The following is a 17231-nucleotide window of genomic DNA, read 5'->3' on the forward strand; positions in this document are numbered from 1 at the left end:
ATCACCGCCACCGGCGTTGTCGGTCGACGCCGGCGCTTTTGCGGTCGGAGAGGCGGACGAACTCATAGCGGCCCGTATCGGTCGTCGGCTTAAATACACCTAGCATGCTCGGCTATAGAGAAAGGGAGTTGGCGTTCCTTCGTTCGACTACGAATGAGCCACGACACGTCTGCGACCGCTGACCGCTATCCGCCGGGCCCCGACGGACTTCCACTGCTCGGCAATCAGGTCGCGTTTCTCCGTGATCCGTACGGCTTTATGACGCGAACGGCCCGCGAGTACGGCGATATCGCCTCTTGGAAGGACCCCGAGGGCCGAGTCTACCAGCTCAACCATCCCGAGTACATCGAACACGTGCTCGTCCAGAATAACGAGAACTACGTCAAAGGCGAACGGTTCCAGAGCGTCCTCGGGCCACTGACCGGTAACGGCATCCTCAACAGCGAAGGCGCGGTCTGGCGGCGCAACCGCCACCTGATCCAGCCCGCGTTCCATCCCGACCGGATCCAAGAGTACGCGACGATGATGACCGAGTTCACCGAGGCGGCCCTCGAGTCGTGGGACGACGGCCAGACGCGGCTCGTCCACGAGGACATGATGGAAGTGACGCTGAAGATCGTCGCCCGGGCGCTGTTCGGCGTCGACGTCGACGAGCACGTCGACACCATTGGCTCGGCGCTCGAGACGTTCATGGAGGCCTCCGAAAGCCTCTCGAACTACGTCTTGCCCTCGAACGTCCCGACGCCGGCCAGACGACGAATCCAGCGCGCTCGTGAGGACCTCGACGAGGTCGTCTACCGGCTGATCGAGCAGCGGCGGGCAAACCCGACGGACCACGACGTGATCTCGAAACTGCTCGAGGCGACCGACGATCGCGGCACCGGGATGTCGGACGACCAGATCCGGGACGAAGTGGTCACGCTGTTGTTGGCCGGCCACGAGACGACGGCGCTGTCGCTGACGCTGACGATGTATCTCCTCTCGAGGAATCCGCAGGTCGAACGGCAACTCGTCGCGGAACTCGAGGACGTCCTCGGCGATCGGACGCCGACGATGGACGACCTGTCTGACCTTACGTACACCGAACGCGTCGTCAAAGAATCGATGCGGCTCTACCCGCCCGTGCCGGGGATCGTCCGCGAACCCGTCAAGCCCGATGTCATCGACGGCTACGAGATCGAACCGGGATCGACCGTCCGGATGCACCAGTGGGTCGTCCACCGCGATCCGCGGTGGTACGACGACCCGCTCGCGTTCCGGCCGGACCGGTGGACTGACGACCTCGAGAACGACCTTCCGAAACTGGCGTACTTCCCGTTCGCGGCGGGTCCACGGCGCTGTATCGGCGACCGTTTCGCGATGCTCGAGGCCCGGCTCATCCTCGCGACGGTTTACCGTGACTACCACCTCGAGCTCGTCCCTGGGACGGGTCTGGATCTAATGGCGACGGTAACCGCACGACCGAAACACGAGATTCCGATGACCGTCCACGAACGCTAAGCGAAGATCGTCGCTTGGGAACCCACCCCGAACGCAGTGTCGATCGACGGGTCCGAACGGCTGCGTTTAAGTTCCGCCTGCGTGAATCGAGTGGTATGCAGGATAGAACCTACACTGCCGACGCCGAGCCGGGCGACGACGTCACCGTCGCTGGCTGGGTCCACGAGATTCGCGATCTCGGTGGCATCGCCTTCCTGATTCTCCGAGACACCTCGGGCAAGATCCAGATCAAGTTCGAGAAAGACGAGATGGACGAGGATCTCGTCGAGACCGGACTGGGCGTCTCCCGCGAGAGCGTCGTCAAAGTTTCCGGCGCGGTCGAAGAAGAGCCGCGCGCGCCGACCGGCGTCGAGGTCACGCCCGAGTCCGTCGAGGTCGTCGCGCCCGCCGACCCCGAACTGCCGCTCGACCCCTCCGGCAAAGTCGACGCCGACCTCTCGACGCGACTAGACAACCGCACCCTCGACCTGCGTAAGGACGAGGTCCAGGCCATCTTCGAGATCCGCTCGGAGATCCTGCGCGCGGTTCGCGATCAGTTCCGCGAGTTCCGCTGTACGGAGATCACCACGCCGAAGATCGTTGCGACCGGGACCGAGGGTGGCACCGAGCTCTTCCCGATCACCTACTTCGGCGAAGAAGCGTTCATGAACCAGTCGCCCCAGCTGTTCAAACAGCTGATCGCTGGCTCGAACGTCGAGCGCGTCTTCGAGATCGGCCCGATCTTCCGCGCCGAGGAACACAACACGCCCCGCCACCTGAACGAGGCCACCTCGATCGACTTCGAGGGCGCGTTCTGCGACCAGAACGACGCCATGGACGTCGTCGAAGGCGTCGTCAAAGCGGCCTACGAGGCCATCGACGAGAACTGCAGCGAGGAACTCGAGGCGCTCGGCCTCGAAGAGGAGTTCGAAGCTCCCGAGGGCGACTTCCCACGCATTAGCTACGAGGAGGCCATCGAGCGCATCAACGCGACTGGCGAACTCGACGAACAACTCGTCTGGGGCGACGACCTGCCGACCGAGGGCGAGAAGGCACTCGGCGACGACGTCGGTGGTCACTACTTCATCACTGACTGGCCCAGCGAGATCAAGCCGTTCTACATCAAGGACCACGACGACGACGAGCAGCTCTCGACGGGCTTCGACCTGATGCACCCGCGCATGGAACTCGTCTCGGGTGGCCAGCGTGAACACCGCCACGAGAAGCTCATCGAAGGCTTCGAACAGCAGGGCCTCGATCCCGACCAGTTCGAGTACTACACGAAGATGTTCAAGTACGGCATGCCGCCCCATGCCGGCTTCGGCCTCGGCGGCGAGCGCTTGATCATGACGATCCTCGGCCTGGACAACATCCGAGAGGCTGTGTTGTTCCCACGCGACCGTCAGCGACTCTCGCCGTAGGCGAGGTCGCTGTTCGTCGATCGGGAACAGAGAGGAGCTTTGCTCCGACCGTGTTCCCGCGAGATCGCCAGCGTTTGTCGCCTACGTCGACAAACCTGCAAGCCAGCGAGACGAACGGAGTGAGTCTCGCCAGACCAAAGCGGCTGCCGACCTGACGATCCGAATCGACCGCTCCGTTCGGTCATCATGCACTGATCTTCAGTTTCGAGGAATTATCACCGAAAGCTACGAGTCCTCGAGCCGTCTCTTTCGAGAGACACCGCCGGCTGCTCGGTTCGCACGTCGACCGAGGGTCGTGCTCGAGGCAATGTTATGACCCAGAAACGCACTCTCGGAATCGGACTCCTGGCTGTGGTGGTCGTCGCCGCACTCCTGATCGGCGGGCTCGTCGTCCTCTCCGACTCGCTCGCCGAGGACAGTTATACGAGCGAGTACAGCTACGACGTCGAGGTGGCGACGAACGGAACGCTGACGAACGCGACGCTGCTCGTCCCGGTACCGGTCTCGGACGGCGAGGTGGCCGTTGCCGGTGTGCTCGAGGACGGCGACTACTACGCCCAGCCGGAGGCGTTCTCGAGTCGGCTCGTCGAGACCGATCGCGGCCCGATGCTCGAGGTGTCCGTCGACGAGTTCGTCGTCGAGCCCGAGTACTACCGGGTCGTCGAAGAGGGCGAACTGGGGCGGACGGAACCGATCACCGCCGACGAGTACGATCCGGACGACCCCGACATGTTCGTGCGTGACCGCGATCAGTACGAACTGACCATCAGGATCGAGAGCGACGAGCCCATCGAGACGCGCGAGCCGGTCGGCACCGAACCGGTACTCGAGCCCCGCGTCGACGCGACCGAGACAGAGTGTCTCGACGGGGCGGAACGCTGTTCCGAGTACACGGGATTCGTCTACGCCGAGTACGGCACTGATCCGTCTACCGACGTCTCGATACGAGTCTCACACCGTGGCGAGAACTCGTGGTGGGTCGGCGGCTGGAGCGGCAACTGGTACCGCGACGCGGTGGCCGTCGACCTCGCTGGGCCGCAGGCGGACTGGATCGCCGTCGACGGCTCCCTCGAGGCGGGCCAGGGATCGTACCGGTGACGACACCTGTGAATCTTCACTGTTATATCGTCCCAGTCGTAAGGGTGCCCAATGCGTGAGGAGGCGACCGCGTTCGTACCTGGACATATCACGGGCTTTTTCAGTGCACATCCGGACGAGGATCCGACGAAGGCAGGCTCTCGGGGTGCAGGGCTGACGCTCACCGATGGCGTCGAGGTAACGGTCGAACCAACAGCGAACGAGGATTCGACGATCGTTCTCGACGGCGAGGAACTCGAGATCGATCCCGTTAGCACCGTTCTCGAGACGCTCGACGTGACCGCACGCGTCGAGGCAGAATCCGACCTGCCGCTTGGATCCGGATTCGGGATTTCGGGTGCGATGGCGCTTGGCACGGCGCTTGCGGCAAACTGCGTGTTCGCGTGTAAGCTCTCGACGAACGAACTGATCACGATCGCCCACGGAGCCGAGGTTCAGGCTGGCACCGGACTGGGCGACGTGGTTGCACAGGCCCACGGCGGCGTCCCGATCCGCCTCGAGCCCGGTAGCCCACAGGAGAACACGCTCGACTCGATTCCGGCACGGGCACGCGTCGAATACGTCTCGTTCGGCCAACTCTCGACTGCCGACGTGCTCTCGGGCGATACCGAGACGCTGACGGTCGCCGGAGAGGAGGCACTCGCTCGAGTGGTCGAGGAGCCGACGCTGGTTTCCTTTATGTACGCCTCGAGACGGTTCGCACGCGATGCTGAACTGTTGACCGACCAAGTCAGAGAGACGATCGCTGACGTCGCTGCGGTCGACGGGCAGGCGTCGATGGCAATGCTCGGCGAGACCGTCTTCGCGCTCGGGACGGGGCTGTCTGACGCGGGTTACGAGCCGTCAGTCTGTGCGACCCATCCGGCTGGTGCCCTGCTCAAGTAACCACGACCCAGGTATCAGTCGACTTTTTATCGATCGGTGCGAGTCCTCTCTCGTGAGCGACTACGACAGCGTCTCCGCCGACGTCGAGCACGAGGAGGAGATTCCGGAGGACCATCCCAGATACCAGGATTTGCTTACCCGCCACCGGATCGAGCAGGGTGTCGAGAAGGGGATCACGCACCTCCAGGGGATGCACGCTGAGGGACGAGGCAGCGCCTTTGACTACCTACTGGGCGAGGAGACAATCCCGAGCGCCGACGCCGCCGAGCAGGCGGCTGCGGCCCACCTGCTGCTGGCCGAGCACCCGGTGCTTTCGATCAACGGCAACGTGGCGGCGCTGGTCCCCGGCGAGATGGTCGCCCTCGCCGACGCCGTCGACGCCGACCTCGAGATCAACCTGTTCAATCGCACACCGGAACGGATCGACGCCATCGCCGACCACCTCCGCGAGCACGGTGCGGAGGAGGTGAAGGGACTCGAGGCCGACGCACGCATTCCGAATCTCGATCACAAGCGGGCGAAAGTCGACGCGGACGGTATCTACGACGCGGACGTGGTGCTCGTTCCGCTCGAGGACGGCGACCGTGCCGAGGCCTTAGACGAGATGGGCAAGACCGAGATCGTAATCGACCTCAACCCACTGTCGCGCTCGCCACAGGTGGCCGACGTGCCGATCGTCGATAACATCATCCGCGCGGTACCGAACATGACCGAGCACGCGCAGGCGTTGGCGGACGCCGACGAGTCAGAACTGGAGACGATTATCGCTGACTTCGACCGCGAGCGGGCGCTCGAGAACGCGGAAGAGCGCATCCGATTGGGCGATCTCTGACCGGTTTCATCGAACCCGTACTTAGGGTGCTCCGGGGATCGTCGGTGACACGGAATCGCGCTCACCGTCACGCTCGATAATCTGTTGTTTCTCGACACCGTCGACGAACGGCAGTTTTGACCTAAGAGATCCCATACCCTCTTCGACTCGGTAGTACGACAGCCACAGACGTTCGCTCAGCCACCGCGCGAGCGAGTTGTCGATTTCGTAATTGATCCCCGACCCACACTCGAGTTCCTCCCCGTCGATGAGCCAGTATCGGGCCAGCGCGACGCCCGTCTCGGCATCGTAGCCGCGGGCGAAGTAGTGTCTGTACGGGTGGCGGATCCACGAGCACTCCCAGTGGGCGTAAACGTCGACTCCCGACCGGTTCTCGAGGTCGTGGAGGACGATGTGCAGCTGCTCGTCGGCGAGCAGCGACGGTCGCCACACCCACGATCCTTCGGAGGTGTTGCCGTCCACTCTGACCTTGAGCGCGGCGATCGGATTGCGCGAGAATCCCAGTCGCTCGAGGATGTCCTCGATCGCCTGCTCCGAGCAGTGGGCTGTCAGCACGTACTCGTCGGCGGTCGTGTGACTGATCGCGTAGCCGCCGAACGTGCCTCGAAAGAGGAAGTGAAGCTGTGGCAGGAAGCTCCGACGCACGGCGTTGACGATGTCCTCTCGGTAGCTCATTGATTGGCACGGCTATGACGACCGGTCGGAAGAGTATTCGGCTGGCAGTTCACGTCGATTTCGTGTATTCCCTCGAGACGAGCGGTATGGGCCCTGTTGTGCAGCTGCGTAAGTCGTCTTTCCGTCTCGGAATCTGACGAGCTTTCGTGTATCCGCGTGTCGACTGGCTCGAGTCAGGCCAAGTGCCTTTCAGGAAGTATAAATTCCTCCTCCGGTTCCTGCCACACATGGACACCTACGAGTTACTCACACGAAACGCCGAGGAGGTCGTCACCGACGAGGAAGTCCGCGACCTCGCCGACGACCCGGCGGGGAAACGCGCCTACGTCGGCTACGAGCCCTCTGGCGTACTCCACCTCGGTCATCTCCTGACTGCGAACAAGCTCATCGATCTGCAGGAAGCGGGGATGGAGGTCGTCGTCCTGCTGGCGGACGTCCACGCCTACCTCAACGAGAAGGGCACGCTCGAGGAGATCCGCGACACCGCCGAGCAGATGAAAGCCCAGTTCCTCGCCTACGGGCTCGACGAGGACAAGACCGAGTTCGTCTACGGCTCGGCGTTCCAGCTCGACGACGACTACGCGCTCGATCTCCACTACCTCGAGCAGGCGACGACGATGAACCGCGCCCAGCGTGCGATGGCCGAACTGCAGGGCGACGAGACGGCCAAGGTGAGCCACCTCGTCTACCCGCTGATGCAGACCCTGGACATCGAGTACCTCGACCTCGATCTCGCGGTCGGCGGCCTGGATCAGCGCAAGGTTCACATGCTTGCCCGCGAGAAGCTGCCCGAACTCGACTACGAGGTTCGACCCGCGCTGCATACGCCAATCGTGGCTGACCTCACCAGCGGCGAAGGGAAGATGTCCTCGAGCGAGGGCATTACGATCTCGATGGAGGACTCGACCGAAGAGCTCGAGGAAAAGGTCAATTCGGCGTTCTGCCCGCCGACGCGTGATCCCGAGGACGACCTCGAGAATCCCGTGCTCGAACTCTTCGAGTACCACGTCTTCCCGCGATTTGATGAAGTCGTCGTCGAGCGCCCCGAGAAGTACGGCGGCGATCTGACGTACGACGATTACGAACGGCTGGCTGCGGACCTCGAGTCGGGCGAACTTCACCCCGCCGACGCGAAGGGGACGCTCGCGACCTATCTCGACGAACTGATCGCGCCGGGTCGCGAGAAACTGCGCGAACTGCGAGCGTAGACACGCGACGGCGGACGGCGCTGTCTCTTCTCACTGCTGTCCGCGCCGACCGACGACCGAACGAATCCAGCCGATTCAAGTACGAGCGGCCCCCTTGCGAGTCCATGAACGAGACGCGACAAGCGGTCCTCGAGGCGCTCACCGACGGGCCGGTGTCGGGGCCGGAACTGGCCGACGCCCTCGACATCTCGCGAGCGGCCGTCTGGAAGCACATCGAGGCGTTACGCGACGCCGATTTCGATATCGAGAGTGGGTCGAACGGCTACGAACTCGGCGAGGTGACGGCGTACAACGCGCTGGCAGTCGAGTTCGGACTCGAGGCCCCGCTTTCCGTCGAGTATCACGACGCCGTAGGGAGCACGAACGATCGGGCCCGCGAACTCGCCGCCGACGGCGAAGCGGACGTGGCCGTCCTCGCGGACGAACAGGTCGGCAGCCGCGGTCGCCTCGAGCGCGAGTGGACCGCACCGTCGGGTGGTGTCTGGGTAAGCGTCATCTCCCGACCTGACATCATGCCCGCACAGGCACCACTCTATACGCTCGCATCAGCGGTCGCGGCGGCGACGGCGGCTCGAGAGGCGGGCGTCGACGCACAGATCAAGTGGCCGAACGACGTGGTCGTCCCGGTCGGCGACGAGGGCGACTACCGGAAGCTCACGGGGATTCTCACGGAGATGGAAGGCGAGATGGATCGCGTCGAGTGGATCATCGTCGGTGTCGGCGTGAACGCGAACATCGACGCCGACACGCTTCCCGAAGGTGCAACCAGCATCCGCGACGAGGCCGGCGATGTCGATCGGCGGCGCTTCGTCCAGCGGTTCTTAGAGGAGTTCGATCGCTACCGTAACGACCTCGAGGCCGTCGTTCCGGCGTGGCGTGAGCTGTCGCATACGCTCGGCCAGCGCGTCCGGGTCGATCGACCGTCTGGTGAGGTTGTCGGGGATGCAGTCGACGTGACGGAATCGGGCGCGCTCGTGATCGAGACCGACGAGGGGACGGAGACCGTCTCGGCAGGCGACTGCGAGCACCTACGACCGGTTTAATCGGCATCGGACGGCCTTCCTGCCGGACTGTATACACTTGACCGCTGTCTCTCCGTTCGGTTGTCCGATCTGTATCAGCGTTTCTGCGATACGTGAGCGGGATGGCAACGAGTTATAATCGTCACTCGATCACGACCGGAGATCGCTCGGGTACTTCTTCGATATCGTCTCGTTCGACCTGAACCGTCAGAACGGGGACTGGTGACCGTCGGACGACCCGTTCGGTGACGCTGCCGAGCAAGAGGCGATCGATTCCACCGCGACCGTGTGTCCCCATCACCACCAGATCACATGCCGTCGTCTCGGCCTCGTCGACGATAACCTGACTCGGTGCCCCCTTGCGTACCGTCGTTTCGACCGTCACGTCCGTCGGCGCGAGTTCCTCGACGCGATCGACCGCAGCCTTCCCTTCGCCGTGTAAGGCGTTGGCGATGCCCTCGAGAGCAGTTTCGAGCTGCAGGCCGCCGTAGCTGGCCGCATTGATGACGTACAGCGTGCGGATCGTTGCGTTGTGTCTGTTTGCGAGGCCGAACGCATGCTCGAGGGCCCGTTCGACCTCTCGAGAGCCGTCTGTCGGCACGAGAATGCTATCGTACATTGTTATGCGGTAGCATACAACGAACAGCTATATTAACGTTGTTCTGACATGAACGATGGTCAGTTCGGATGATGACTTTTTGGGCACCGACGGCCCACACGCGGGAGGGAAACGCTGATACAGCCACCAGTCCAATCGGGGGCCATGAGCGACACCCCGTGGACGGATCGGATCGTCGGCGAGCGGATGACCGTCGATCAGGCGTTTGCCGAGCGGATCCAGCAGTCGCAGTTCTCCAACCAGCAGTGGAGTCTGATCATGACCGCCACGGAGTTCGAGATCGAACATCCCGACGATCCCGAGCAAGCACAGATCGTCGCCAACACGGACAACCTTGAGGGGATCATCCCCGAACTTGAGAACATACAGTCGGGAATGGGCGCGATGGGCGGCCCGGGTGCCGATCGGGGTGGCTCGAACGCCTCGAGCGGCGGACTCCTCGATTCGATCATGGGTGCACTCGGGGTGGGTGACAACAGTGGCGACGACCAGCGAGAACAACGGGAGGCAGCCGAACGGCTCACACAGGCCTACGCTGCGGAACTGCAGTCTCACCTCGAGTCGAAAGGACGCTGGGAGACGGTTCGACAAACCGCCGCTGACAGCCCCTAAGCGGGAGTTAGGCGCCGACTGATCGCTGGCGAGTCCAGCGGTAGTCGTACTCAGTGGGGTTCGACGGTCGCACGGTGTCGATCCAAGCCACAGCACCTTTACGGTCGCTTCCCGACCGTAGGGGTATGACAGACGAAGTTCAGACGACGACCTTCTCGATCAGTTCCGACGACGGCGAGACCGACGAAGTCACCGTACCATCCGGCCTCGTCGACCTCGTCGCCGAGGGTGACCAGACCGACGCCGAAACGGTCGGCGACCTCGTACTCCTCTCGTTTGCCAGCCGCGCCCACCACATCGTCCACCACGGTCAGGAGGCAGACGAGGACCTCGAGGCACAGGAGGCCGAAGTGATGGATCTGTTCGAAGAACGCTTCGGCGTTACGTTCGGCGAAGCGACCGGCCACCAGCACTGATCGGCTCCAAAGTGATCGCGTGCTGGCGCTGACTAGCCAGCACCGTTCGTATCGTTTCCGCTGCCAGGCACCCCGTCAGCGGCGGCACCGGTCGTGCTACCGTCGGCTGTCCCAGTTCATTGCCCAGCAGTCGTGTCACCTGCCCCACCGTCGTTGGACTCGGCTGTGCCGCCATCGGCCGGCGCGGTTGGCCCCGTCCCTGGCTGTGGCTCCGCGGGTGGTTGCGGTGGTTCTGGCGACTCAGGTGGTTGGGGCGCTTCGGGCGGCTGGGGCGGCTCCGGTTCGGTCGGCGGTTGGGGAGGCGTCTCGGGTCCGCCATCTGGCCCCGTCTCACCGTTTCCGTCCGTACCCCCGCCATCTGCCGGAACTGCCTCGATCGTCACCGATGCCTGGTCGTCGTCGGTCGCGATCGTATGCGTCGACGTTCCTGGCGGCAACTGAGACGTAAACGAGATCGTCGTCGTCTCCCCAGCCGCAAGCGTCACGGACGACTCATCGACGACCTGTTCGTCGACCGCGTAGGCCACCGTCTGCGTTCCCTCTCGGTCACCGACGTTCTCGAGCGTCGCCGTCACCGTCACCTCGTCGCCGGGCTGACCGGTATCAGGCGCTGTCAAGTCGCTGATAGCGAACGTCGCCGGCTGCTCGACGGTTACCGTCGTCTCCGCCGTCTCGTTTTCGGTCGACACGGTAAGCGGATACTCTCCGGGCTCGAGATTCGCCGTGTCGTAATTCAGCGTCACTGTCGTCGTCTCGCCCGACTCGAGCGTCACTGCTGTCGACTCGCCGGGCGTGTCGTCGACGGCGATTTCGACGTCCTGTGTCCCCGCGCGATCACCGACGTTCTCGAGGGTGGCTTCGACTGCGAGCGGTTCACCCGGTATGACCGGGCTGTTGGTCTCGTCGATCGAGACGCCGAAGGTTGCAGGCTCGTCCGGCTCCTCGACGGTGATCGTCGTTTCAGCTGTCTCGTTTTCGGTGGCCACCGACAGCGGGTACTCACCGGGCTCGAGGTCGGCGGTGCCCACAGTGAACGAGACGGTCTGGTTCTCGCCGGGTTCGAGCGTTCTTTCTGTCTCGTTGACAGTAGTATTATCAATTGCGAGCGAGACGTTCTGGGTTCCGTCTTCGCCGCCGACGTTCTCGATTTCAGTGTCGACCTCGAGCGGCACACCCTGCTCGACCGGGCTATTCGTTTCCAGGCTCGAGACGTTGAAGAACGCGGGTTCGGACGGCTCGATATCGCTGGCGGGCGGCGTCGCGGCGGTGATCGGCTCCTCGTACCCGAACAGCGAGAAATCGGCCTCCCAGACGAGTCGTTCGTCGCCGCTCTCGGGCGTCCATTCGACGGTGAACGTATGCTGGCCCGGCTCGAACCCTGACGGCGGTTCGTCGGTCGTGGTGCCCTCGACAAACCGGCTGTATGCTCCCATCGATGCGTCGTTCGGGTTCTCGTAGCTGAACGTTACGTCGATGCTGTCTTCGGTTGCTGTCGTCTCTTCGACCGCGATCGACGGCAACTCGGGTCGGGCCTCCTCATCGCACCGCTCTAACGGATTCGGATAGTCGATGCTACCGATCTCGGCCGGCTCGGGCGAGCTGATCCCGGAGATGTACGTCCCGAAGGTTCCGTAATCCGGTACTTCGACGAGCACCCGATCGCCTTCCATCGTGACTCGACGTTCGTTGCCGATTTCGAAGACGATCGTCCCGTTGTATGGTGCCGGAATCTCGTCGCCAGCAGTGACGATATCTTCCACAATGGTGTCCCCGACTCCGCCGCTGGTGTAGAACCACGTGCTTGCGGCGACCCGGTCGCCCTCCGCGAGCGATGCGGTGACGACCGCACGCTGACAGCTCGTGAATTCCACGTCGAATCCCGGCGGCGGGCCGTCGACCGTGTACTCGACGCTCGCCGTCTCGATGGGCGTCCCGTCGTCGGCTGTGACGACCGCGACCCCGAGCGTCGCGTTTTCCTCAAGTGGCGGCTCGAGCGTGAACTCCTCGGGACCGATCGTCTCGTTCGCACCGAAGGACTCGCTCGCTGCGAGCTGGGTCCCGTTCTCGTCGGTGATCGTGATCGCATACTCGACGGACGCGTTCGCCTGCGTGACGGTCAGCGTCGAGCCGTCACCGACCTGATCGGCCACCGTGAGATTCGCCGTCGGCTCACCGGGTGTCGGCTCTTCGACTGCGTACTCGATGGAGTCGTTCGCCAGCACCGCGTCGTCGGCCGCGGCGCGTACGGAGACATTGACGGTGGTGTTCTCCTCGAGTGGCGGTTCGAGCGTGAGAGTCTCGTCCGCGACCGTCGTGTTCGCCTCGATCGTCTCGCTGTCGACGCGTTCGCCGTCGTATTCGGCTGAGAGAAGGTACGGAACGGACGCACTCGCCCCGTCGATGGTCAGCGTTTCGCCGTCGCCGGTCTGGTTGTCAACCGACAGCGATGCGTCGGGGCTCTCGTCGGGAGTGTCGTTTTCGACTGTGTACTCGATCGTCTCGTTTGTGAGCGACGCGCCGTCGTCCGTCGCGATGACTGCGACCTCGAGGGTGGCGTTGGTCTCGAGGGGCGGTTCTAACTCGAGGGTCTCGTTCGTGATCGGGTTGTCGGCAGCGAACGTGTCGCTTTCGGCGCGCAACTCGCCGTCTTCGTCGGTGACGCTGATCGCGTACTCGACGGAGGCGTTTGCCTCGTCGATGGTGAGCGTCGAGCCGTTGCCCGCCTGATCGGCCACGGACAGTGTCGCGGTCCGTTCGCCGTCAGGCTCGTCTGTGACGGTGTACTCGACAGTCTCGGTCGCGAGCGTCGTCCCGTCCTCCCCGACGACGGAGACGTTGACGGTGGTGTTCTCTGCGAGCGGCGGTTCTAACGCAAGCGAGAGATTCGTTGCTTCCTCACCGGCTGCAAACGTGTCACTCGTGGCTGTTTCGCCGTCATACGACGCCGTGACGGTATAGGGGACGGACGCGTTGGCTTCGTCGACAGTGAGCGTCTCGCCGCTGCCGTCCTGATCCGAGACTGACAGCGTTGCGTTCGCCTCGTCGGGTTCGTCCGTGACCGTTACGAACGCGCCGTCGATCACCGGCGCGCCGGCACCGGTGACATAGGGCACGTCCTCCTCGCCCCCGGAGTCGACGTACTGGAACGTTTCGTCGTCGTTCGTGTCGTGGTGGGGGACTGCCACGACCGCGCCGCTGGCCGCGAGCGGCTCGTCAAGGTCGATCGTGACGTTCTGGTGGTCACCCGGCTCGAGATAGTCGGAGACGCCGACGATGGCGTCTGGATCGGCGTCGACGGCGACCCCGTCGTAGACCGCGACGAACCCACCCTCCGAGAGCGACACGTTCGCGATAGTGACCTGCTCACCGGTCGACTCCTGATCGGGGAAGTCGATCGATGCCGTCCCCTCGAGCCGGTCGATCGTTTCGATTCGCTGTTCGATGACGACCGTGATGCGCTGGGTGATCTGGGTCACGTCGTCGGTGTCCTCGTCCACCGCGTAGGTGGTCGCCTCGGCTGCGGCCTCTTGGGTCAGCGTCTGCAGTTGCGTGATGCTGATCCGCTGGGACTGGACGAGCCGGGCCGTCTCCTGCGTGGCGACTCGCGTCGCCGTCTGAATCTGCGTGACTGTCGCCGACTGTGACTGGACGAGTGCTCCGCTCGCACCGCCGTATGCAAGGTGCTGGACTTGCGTTACTTCGACGAGTTGCGTCTGGGTCACTGCCCCCTCACCGGCACCGAACGCCGCCGCCTGAATCTGCTCGATCGTCACTTCTTGGCGCTGGATCGCGGACGTGACCGCACCCTCGGCGGCCCCGACCGCGGCGGACTGGATCTGCGTGATCGAGATCGACTGGCGCTGGACGAGCACGCCGCCTGCGCTCCCGGTGGCGGCGGCCTGAATCTGCTCGACAGTTGCTTCTTGACTCTGCGAGATCGCGCCCTTCGCTGCGCCGAAGGATGCTTCCTGTACCTGCGTGATCGACACCCGCTGGCGCTGCTCGAGACTGGTTCGCTGGACCTGTGTCAGCGCGCCGCGACCGGCCCCGCGGGCGGCGGCCTGGGTCTGCTCAACCGACACCGACTGTCTCTGGACGAGCGCGCCTTTCGCCGCCCCCGCTGCGGCCTTCTGGATCTGCTTGATCGTCACCCGCTGGCGCTGCTCGACGTCGACACGCTGTTCTTGCTCGAGTACCGCGGGCGCACTCCCTCCGAGTGACCCGGTTGCACCGCCGGCGGCGGCGTGCTGGACGTGCTCGAGGGTCACTTGCTGGCGTTGCTCGGCTGTGATCGACTGGTATTGCGTCAGCGCACCGTAGGCTGCGCCCTGTGCGGCCTCCTGAACGTGTGGTGCCTTGCCGACGTCCGTCGTGCCCGCTTCGTGTGCGGCACCGGCGGCTGCGCCCCGGCTCGCGACCTGAATCTGTTCGGCGCTGACGCGCTGGCTCTGGGCGAGCGCCCCGTGTGCCCCGCCCCACGTCGCACTCTGGAGTTGAGTCACGTTCGCGGATTGGGACTGTGAGAGTGCGCCGTCGGTCGCCCCACCCACCGCGGACTGGACCTGGCTCACGTTTGCCGACTGGGACTGGGCCAGTGAGCCGTGGACGGCTCCCGCCGTCGCCGCCTGCACCTGCTCGGCATCGACGGTCTGATACTGCTGCACCGACGATCGAGCGGCTTCGAGCGCCGCTGCTCGCTGTTCCTGTGTCACCTCGATACCCTGAGACTGGACGAGTTCGACACCCTCCTCGACGCCGGCCTCGACGGCCTGTTCGGTCTCTCCCTGGATCGCCTGCGCGTTCGCGTCGCCGGTCGTCGCGTTGGACTCTGTGAACGTGACGAGTTCCGACTCAGCCGTCGACTCGGTGTCGTTCTGTGTCTGGAGCGCGTTCGTCTCGAGCGTAGCCGCAGCTGGTGGACTGCTTGCAGGCGACGAGCCAGCTGCAGACGATGGATCGTCAGCCGGTTGGGTGGCCGCCCCGTCAGCCGCGTCCGGCGCGTTGATCGATTCGATTCCGCCGCCCAGTGCCGGTAGCGCGACGACACTGCCGACCATCGCGACGGCGACAAGCACGACAGTGATTGCAGTTCGATCGCGCTTCATCACGCGCTCCCTCCGCTCTGGGCTCCCGCCCGCTCCCGCGCGCAATGTGACCCGCCGGGTACTGGTCCGATCACCGACGGGCCGAACGCGGATACCGACGCCCTCGAGTGGCCTGTCAGCCGTCCCGTTTCACCGCCACCGTCGCGCGGCCGATCCCCCGGAGAGATTGTCTGTTCTCTCCGATCGTCGGCTGTCGTCCGATCGGTTCGCATTTCCCCACACGGGACCGAATCAGTGTATAAGATCGCCGGTCGTTTCGGTTAGCGAGCCGAGACAACACGGTATTACTCGGCACGCGCCAGCCGAGACTGCCGGCGACGAGCGCCCGATACCCGAACACAGCGCGGCGACGAACCCGACACGACCGCAACCGTCTTGAACACTGAGAGGAAGCGAGCTATTTCGCCTTGCACGATCGCTTCGCCGTCGAGTGAGCACGGCTCGAGCGACCGAATCTGTCAGACAGCTGCCAATCTCGGAAACCGAAGTTTTGATCGTGGTTTACGAGAGAGCGGGTGTTATGGCAACAGAACAGAATTCAGTCGAGCTCGTCGACGACACCGTCGTCCGGCAGTTCGCTCGAGCAGCGGTGCTCGCGGCGTTGATCGGGGCATCGATCTTGGTTTCGATCCCGATTCCGCTCTCGCCGGCGCCGATCACGCTCCAGGTGCTGTTTATTTTCCTCGCCGGGCTCGTTCTGGGCCCGGTCTGGGGTGGGTTTTCGGTCCTGCTCTATCTCATCGCCGGCGCCGTCGGCGTCCCGGTATTCGCCGGCATGAACAGTGGTCTCGGCGTCCTGATCGGAAACACGGCCGGCTACCTGTGGTCGTACCCGATCGCAGCGTCACTGATCGGCGTCGTCGTTCACCGCGGGACGACGTTGCGCGATCTCCGTGAGGTGTCGCTTCCGCTGGTCGTCGGTGCCCTCGTCATGGCGACGATCGTCATCTACGGGATGGGGACGGCGTACATGGCCTGGCTCCTCGACATGTCGGCCTGGGAAGCGATCGCCGCCGGTGCGCTTCCGTTCCTTCCGGGCGAACTCCTCAAGATGATCGCCGCGATCGCCATCGTCAGATCCGGACTCATTACACCGGTCCAGTCCTGAGATAGAGCCGATGATCGAGTTTCGATCGGTCTCGTATGCGTTCGACGACGTGCCCGTTCTCGAGGACGTCTCGCTGTCGATCGACGACGGCGAGTTCGTCCTGCTGGCCGGTGCCAACGGCAGCGGGAAGACGACGCTCCTGCGCCACTGCAACGGCCTGTTAGAACCCGACAGTGGCGAGGTCAGTGTCAACGGCACACCCGTCGCCGAAAACCTGATCGCCGCCCGCTCGAGCGTCGGCATGGTCTTTCAACACCCACGCGACCAGTTCGTTTCCGCGACCGTCGGCGCGGACGTCGCCTTCGGCCCCGAAAACCTCGGCCTCGAGCGCGCCGAGATCGACCGTCGCGTTGCGACCGCACTCGAGGCCGTGAACATGGCCGGTCGCGAAGACGATCGGATCGCCTCCCTCTCGGGCGGCGAACAGTCCCGCGTGGCGATCGCGGGCGCGCTCGCGATGGAACCGACCCATCTCGTCCTCGACGAACCGTTTACTGGCCTCGACGAGCCGGCGCGTCAGTCCGTCCTCGAACGCCTCACGTCGTTGTCAGCCGACGGCACCGGTGTCTTGCTCACGACGCACGATCTGCGGGATGTCTGTGAACTCGCCGATCGCGTCATCGCCATGCAGGACGGTCGCATCGCTGTCGACGAGCCACCTGAACGCGCGCTGGGGAAACTCGGCGGTCTCGAGGTGCGGGTCCCGAACCAGTGATCGTGATGCTCGCCTCGAGACGACCGACGCCACACG

Annotated in this window: 14 protein-coding genes; 11 read left to right on the forward strand and 3 right to left on the reverse strand. The window is 64.2% G+C overall.

Annotated elements, in window-relative coordinates; genetic code table 11:
* The first annotated feature begins 153 nt into the window (after nt 1-153).
* The 5 genes from ACERI1_RS15220 to ACERI1_RS15240 all read left to right on the forward strand — a co-directional run bounded on the left by ACERI1_RS15220 (nt 154) and on the right by ACERI1_RS15240 (nt 5715).
* Entirely contained in the window at nt 154-1500 is a 1347-nt protein-coding gene (locus tag ACERI1_RS15220; RefSeq protein ID WP_373619269.1) for a cytochrome P450, read from the forward strand.
* A gap of 95 nt (nt 1501-1595) precedes the next feature.
* Nucleotides 1596-2900: an aspartate--tRNA(Asn) ligase gene (gene aspS, locus ACERI1_RS15225; RefSeq protein WP_373619270.1), complete on the forward strand. Its 1305-nt coding sequence runs from the start codon at nt 1596-1598 to the stop codon at nt 2898-2900.
* Nucleotides 2901-3212: 312 nt separating this feature from the next.
* The gene (locus tag ACERI1_RS15230; protein WP_373619272.1) at nt 3213-3998 is read left to right on the forward strand and encodes a hypothetical protein; all 786 of its coding nucleotides are present in this window, start codon (nt 3213-3215) and stop codon (nt 3996-3998) included.
* A 51-nt stretch (nt 3999-4049) separates the two neighbouring features.
* Nucleotides 4050-4883: a pantoate kinase gene (locus ACERI1_RS15235; protein ID WP_373619274.1), complete on the forward strand. Its 834-nt coding sequence runs from the start codon at nt 4050-4052 to the stop codon at nt 4881-4883.
* Nucleotides 4884-4935: 52 nt separating this feature from the next.
* Nucleotides 4936-5715, forward strand: coding sequence for a 4-phosphopantoate--beta-alanine ligase (locus tag ACERI1_RS15240; RefSeq protein ID WP_373619275.1), 780 nt, complete (start codon nt 4936-4938; stop codon nt 5713-5715).
* Between the two features lie 21 nt (nt 5716-5736).
* On the opposite strand, the gene ACERI1_RS15245 is transcribed toward ACERI1_RS15240, so the two are convergent.
* Nucleotides 5737-6390: a hypothetical protein gene (locus tag ACERI1_RS15245; protein ID WP_373619277.1), complete on the reverse strand. Its 654-nt coding sequence runs from the start codon at nt 6388-6390 to the stop codon at nt 5737-5739.
* Between the two features lie 227 nt (nt 6391-6617).
* On the opposite strand from ACERI1_RS15245, the gene ACERI1_RS15250 reads away from it, so the two are divergent.
* Both ACERI1_RS15250 and ACERI1_RS15255 read left to right on the forward strand, forming a co-directional pair.
* A complete protein-coding gene (locus tag ACERI1_RS15250) occupies nt 6618-7598 on the forward strand; it encodes a tyrosine--tRNA ligase (RefSeq protein WP_373619278.1) in 981 nt (326 codons plus the stop codon).
* 104 nt (nt 7599-7702) lie between these two features.
* Nucleotides 7703-8641 carry a biotin--[acetyl-CoA-carboxylase] ligase gene (locus ACERI1_RS15255; RefSeq protein WP_373619279.1) on the forward strand — a complete coding sequence of 313 codons (939 nt, stop codon included), beginning with the start codon at nt 7703-7705 and terminating at the stop codon, nt 8639-8641.
* A 121-nt stretch (nt 8642-8762) separates the two neighbouring features.
* Here ACERI1_RS15255 and ACERI1_RS15260 read toward each other — a convergent pair whose 3' ends face one another.
* Nucleotides 8763-9239 carry a universal stress protein gene (locus ACERI1_RS15260; RefSeq protein ID WP_373619281.1) on the reverse strand — a complete coding sequence of 159 codons (477 nt, stop codon included), beginning with the start codon at nt 9237-9239 and terminating at the stop codon, nt 8763-8765.
* A 144-nt stretch (nt 9240-9383) separates the two neighbouring features.
* Here ACERI1_RS15260 and ACERI1_RS15265 point away from each other — a divergent pair, with 144 nt between their 5' ends.
* Both ACERI1_RS15265 and ACERI1_RS15270 read left to right on the forward strand, forming a co-directional pair.
* On the forward strand, nt 9384-9851 hold the full coding sequence (locus tag ACERI1_RS15265; protein ID WP_373619283.1) for a DUF5799 family protein: 468 nt from the start codon (nt 9384-9386) through the stop codon (nt 9849-9851).
* Nucleotides 9852-9976: 125 nt separating this feature from the next.
* Nucleotides 9977-10267, forward strand: a complete 291-nt coding sequence (locus ACERI1_RS15270) for a hypothetical protein (protein WP_373619284.1) — start codon at nt 9977-9979, stop codon at nt 10265-10267.
* Between the two features lie 116 nt (nt 10268-10383).
* Here the strand turns inward: ACERI1_RS15270 and ACERI1_RS15275 are convergent, their stop codons facing one another.
* On the reverse strand, nt 10384-15372 hold the full coding sequence (locus tag ACERI1_RS15275; RefSeq protein ID WP_373619285.1) for a CARDB domain-containing protein: 4989 nt from the start codon (nt 15370-15372) through the stop codon (nt 10384-10386).
* A 520-nt stretch (nt 15373-15892) separates the two neighbouring features.
* Between ACERI1_RS15275 and ACERI1_RS15280 the strand changes: the two genes are divergently transcribed.
* Nucleotides 15893-16480: a biotin transporter BioY gene (locus ACERI1_RS15280; RefSeq protein WP_373619286.1), complete on the forward strand. Its 588-nt coding sequence runs from the start codon at nt 15893-15895 to the stop codon at nt 16478-16480.
* 10 nt (nt 16481-16490) lie between these two features.
* The gene (locus ACERI1_RS15285) at nt 16491-17195 is read left to right on the forward strand and encodes an energy-coupling factor ABC transporter ATP-binding protein (protein WP_373619287.1); all 705 of its coding nucleotides are present in this window, start codon (nt 16491-16493) and stop codon (nt 17193-17195) included.
* The last annotated feature ends 36 nt before the right edge of the window (nt 17196-17231 follow it).

Source organism: Natrinema sp. HArc-T2, assembly GCF_041821085.1.
GTDB lineage: Archaea > Halobacteriota > Halobacteria > Halobacteriales > Natrialbaceae > Natrinema.